The organism is Halolamina salina, from assembly GCF_042678005.1.
Taxonomy (GTDB): Archaea; Halobacteriota; Halobacteria; order Halobacteriales; family Haloferacaceae; genus Halolamina; species Halolamina salina.
Window position 1 is genome coordinate 1 of sequence record NZ_JBHUDH010000110.1, and the last position, 3,102, is coordinate 3,102.

The window sequence follows — 3,102 nt, forward strand, 5'->3', positions numbered from 1 at the left end:
GATCGCTCGGGACGCGGCCGCCGCCGGCGCCGACACGACGCGGGTGCTGATTCCCGAGTCGGTCGAGTGGGTCAGCGACACGGCACTTGCGGGCGCCGACGTGGGTGACGAGCCCGACTTCGTGATGCGCGCGGACCTGACCGAGCGCCACTGGGAGTAACAGTCGCTTCAGTTGACGGGCGTCCGGATCGGGACGCCGTTCAGACCGCCACGACCCACGCGCGGTACTCCTCCTCGCGCTCGTACACCTCCCGGAACACTCGATCCGCGAAGTCCGCGAGGCGGTTGGCGTCCGAGCGGGCGGTGATCCGGACGTTCGTCCCCTCCGCGGTGTCGGGCGACTCGAGTTCGTCGATTCGGAACTCCGGGAACTCGTCGACCAGCGACTTCACGCGGTCGAGCTCCGCGTCGGTCACGTCGAGGTTGAACGTCTTCTCCGCGAACTGGAGCCACGGCTGCGGTTCCTCTTCTTCCTCCTCGTCGTCACCGTCGGGGTCGAACGCGGGCGATTCCGGCGGCGCGGCCTCAATGGTGAGGAAGGCGCTCCCGCGGGTGCGGTGGGCCGTGACGGCGTCGGCGAACAGCTTCCGGCGATCGGTCGGCGTGTCGGCGTCGAACCTGGTCATACCGGCTCTCGGGCGGCCGGCGACTAATCAGTCCCGGACTGCGAGCAGCGCGTGCCAGTCCGCCTCGTCGCCCAGCGCGTCGATCTCGGCGAACCCCGCCTCGCGGAGGTGGTCCCGGATCGGACCCTCACGCCAGAAGGTGAACCGACGGCCATCCGCGACTTCCACCGCCGCCGCGTCGCGCGTCTCGCGCGCCATCACCGAGAGCAGCAGGGCGCCGCCGGGGGCGAGCACGCGGTGGAACTCCTCGAGCGTGGGTCGCGCCGCCGAGCGCGGGAGGTGGAGGAACGCGGCGCTGCTCCAGAGACCCTCGAACGCGCCCGCGTCGAGCGGGAGCGCCCGCATGTCACCGCGGACGAACCGCGCGCCGGGGGCCTGCTCGCGGGCCTCGTACAGGAACGCCGCCGTCAGGTCGAGGCCGACCGCGTCGAGGCCGGCGTCGGCCATCGGCGCGGTGTCAGCGCCGGTGCCACAGCCCACGTCGAGCACTCGCGGCGGGCGATTTTCGGGGTCGGGGAGCGCGTCGCGGAAGGCGGCGCCGTGGCGCTCGAACAGCGAGAAGTCGAGGTACTTCTCGACGAGCTCGGGGGCGTTCTCGGCGTACGTCGTCGCCGTCGCGTGCACGTCGACGGCGTCGTCGTTGACGGGCGTCGCGGGGGGATCAGACACGGGCAGACATCTTCATGAGCCGACAAAAACGTGGCGGGGTCCGACCGCTTTCTTCAAGCCTTTATGCGCGGCCCCAGTCTCCTCCGATATGGCCGATCACCACATTCTGCTGCTGGGGCCGCCGGGCGCCGGCAAGGGAACGCAGGCGACGAAGCTGTGTGAGACGTACGATCTCGACCACGTCTCGACGGGCGACGCTCTGCGGGCGAACAAGGACATGGAGACCGAGTACGGCACGCCCCGCAGCTTCATGGAGGCGGGCGAACTGGTCCCCGACGAGGTCGTCAACGAGGTTCTGGAGGCCGCGCTGACGGAGGCCGACGGCTACGTGCTCGACGGCTACCCGCGCAACCTCGAGCAGGTGGAGTTCCTCGACGACGCGACCGATCTCGACTACGTGTTCTTCCTCGACGTGGACCGGGAGACGCTGGTCGAGCGCCTGACGGGCCGGCGGGTCTGTACCGAGTGCGGCGAGAACTACCACGTCGAGTTCGCCCCGCCGGAGGAGGCGGGCGTCTGTGACGCCTGCGGCGGCGACCTCCACCAGCGTGACGACGACGAGGAGGACGTGGTCCGCGAGCGGCTCGAGGTGTACGAGGAGAACACCGAGCCGGTGATCGAGCACTACCGCGAGACCGGCGACCTCGTCGATATCGACGGCGAGGGCGCGCCCGAGGACGTGTTCGAGCGGCTGTCCGACGCGATCGAAAGCGACGACTGAGCCGGCGATCCGGATTCTTCTCGCCGCCGCGTCGCCGACGCTGCGTAGCGACAAGTAAAAGGTTCATAACGCCCGGTTGTGAACGTACAGTCAATGGTACGGACCGAGAAACGCGTCCGCGAACTCGTCTCCGAGGACCCCGAGATGCGGGACGTCCTCGAGACGGTGCTCGACCGCGCCGACGACGGCGAGGTGGGCTGGACGGACGTGAAAGGCGAGATCGAGAGCGGGCAGTGGGGCCGGCTGATCGAGAAGGAGGTGCTCGTCGAGGGCGACACCGGGTTCCGGATCGACGACCCCGACGCCGTCCGGGAGGCGCTCGAGGGGGGCGACGACGACCTCACCAGCTCCTCAGTCGACCTCGACGACGTCGAGAGCACGTCCTGGTCGAAGTGGGACAAGCTGGCCGGGGTCGGCACGCTGCTGTTCATGGTCGGCTACGCGTACACCCCGATCCGGAACACGGTCGGGGAGGCGCTGGACCTCGGTCTCGGCCCGCTGCTCGACGTGCTGCCGTTCTACGCGGTCGTGCTGCTGCTGGCGATGACCACCGGCCTCTACTCCACGGTGCTGCGCGCGCTGCTGATGGACATGGACAAGATGAGCGCGTACCAGGACCGGATGAAGGACATCCAGGAGCGCCGGAAGGAAGCGAAGGAGCGCGGCGACGACGCCGCGATGCAGAAGATCCAGGAAGAGCAGATGGAGGCGATGGGCGACCAGCTCGGCATGTTCAAAGAGCAGTTCCGCCCGATGGCGTGGATCATGTTCCTCACCATCCCGGTGTTCCTGTGGATGTACTGGGCGATCGGCGCCCGGGGCGCGAGCAGCCACCACGTCCTCACCGACGTGGTGTTCCCGATCTGGGGCACCCTCGAGTGGACCGAGCCGATGCTCGGGCCGATCCGGCCGTGGATCTTCTGGTACTTCCTCTGCTCGACGGCGTCGATCCAGATCATCCAGAAGGCGCTGAACATCGAGATGACGCCGTCGACCTGACGCGGTTCCGCCACTTTCTCGCTGTCCGTCGCTGTTCCGTCGAGTCATCGTCGCGGCTGTCAGTCGTCGCTTCGTTGGGCCACCTTC

4 protein-coding genes are annotated in these 3,102 nt (G+C 68.6%); 2 read left to right on the top strand and 2 right to left on the bottom strand.

Translation table 11 applies throughout. The annotated features are described in order from the left end of the window. Positions 1-200: 200 nt before the first annotated feature. On the bottom strand, positions 201-626 hold the full coding sequence (locus ACFR9S_RS09795; protein WP_379733159.1) for a hypothetical protein: 426 nt from the start codon (positions 624-626) through the stop codon (positions 201-203). A 27-nt stretch (positions 627-653) separates the two neighbouring features. Next, positions 654-1,295: a class I SAM-dependent methyltransferase gene (locus ACFR9S_RS09800; RefSeq protein WP_379818524.1), complete on the bottom strand. Its 642-nt coding sequence runs from the start codon at positions 1,293-1,295 to the stop codon at positions 654-656. Positions 1,296-1,383: 88 nt separating this feature from the next. Here ACFR9S_RS09800 and ACFR9S_RS09805 point away from each other — a divergent pair, with 88 nt between their 5' ends. Both ACFR9S_RS09805 and ACFR9S_RS09810 read left to right on the top strand, forming a co-directional pair. Next, a complete protein-coding gene (locus tag ACFR9S_RS09805; protein WP_379731267.1) occupies positions 1,384-2,016 on the top strand; it encodes an adenylate kinase in 633 nt (210 codons plus the stop codon). Positions 2,017-2,109: 93 nt separating this feature from the next. After that, complete coding sequence (locus tag ACFR9S_RS09810; protein ID WP_379731268.1) at positions 2,110-3,015, top strand: DUF106 domain-containing protein; 906 nt, start codon at positions 2,110-2,112, stop codon at positions 3,013-3,015. The last annotated feature ends 87 nt before the right edge of the window (positions 3,016-3,102 follow it).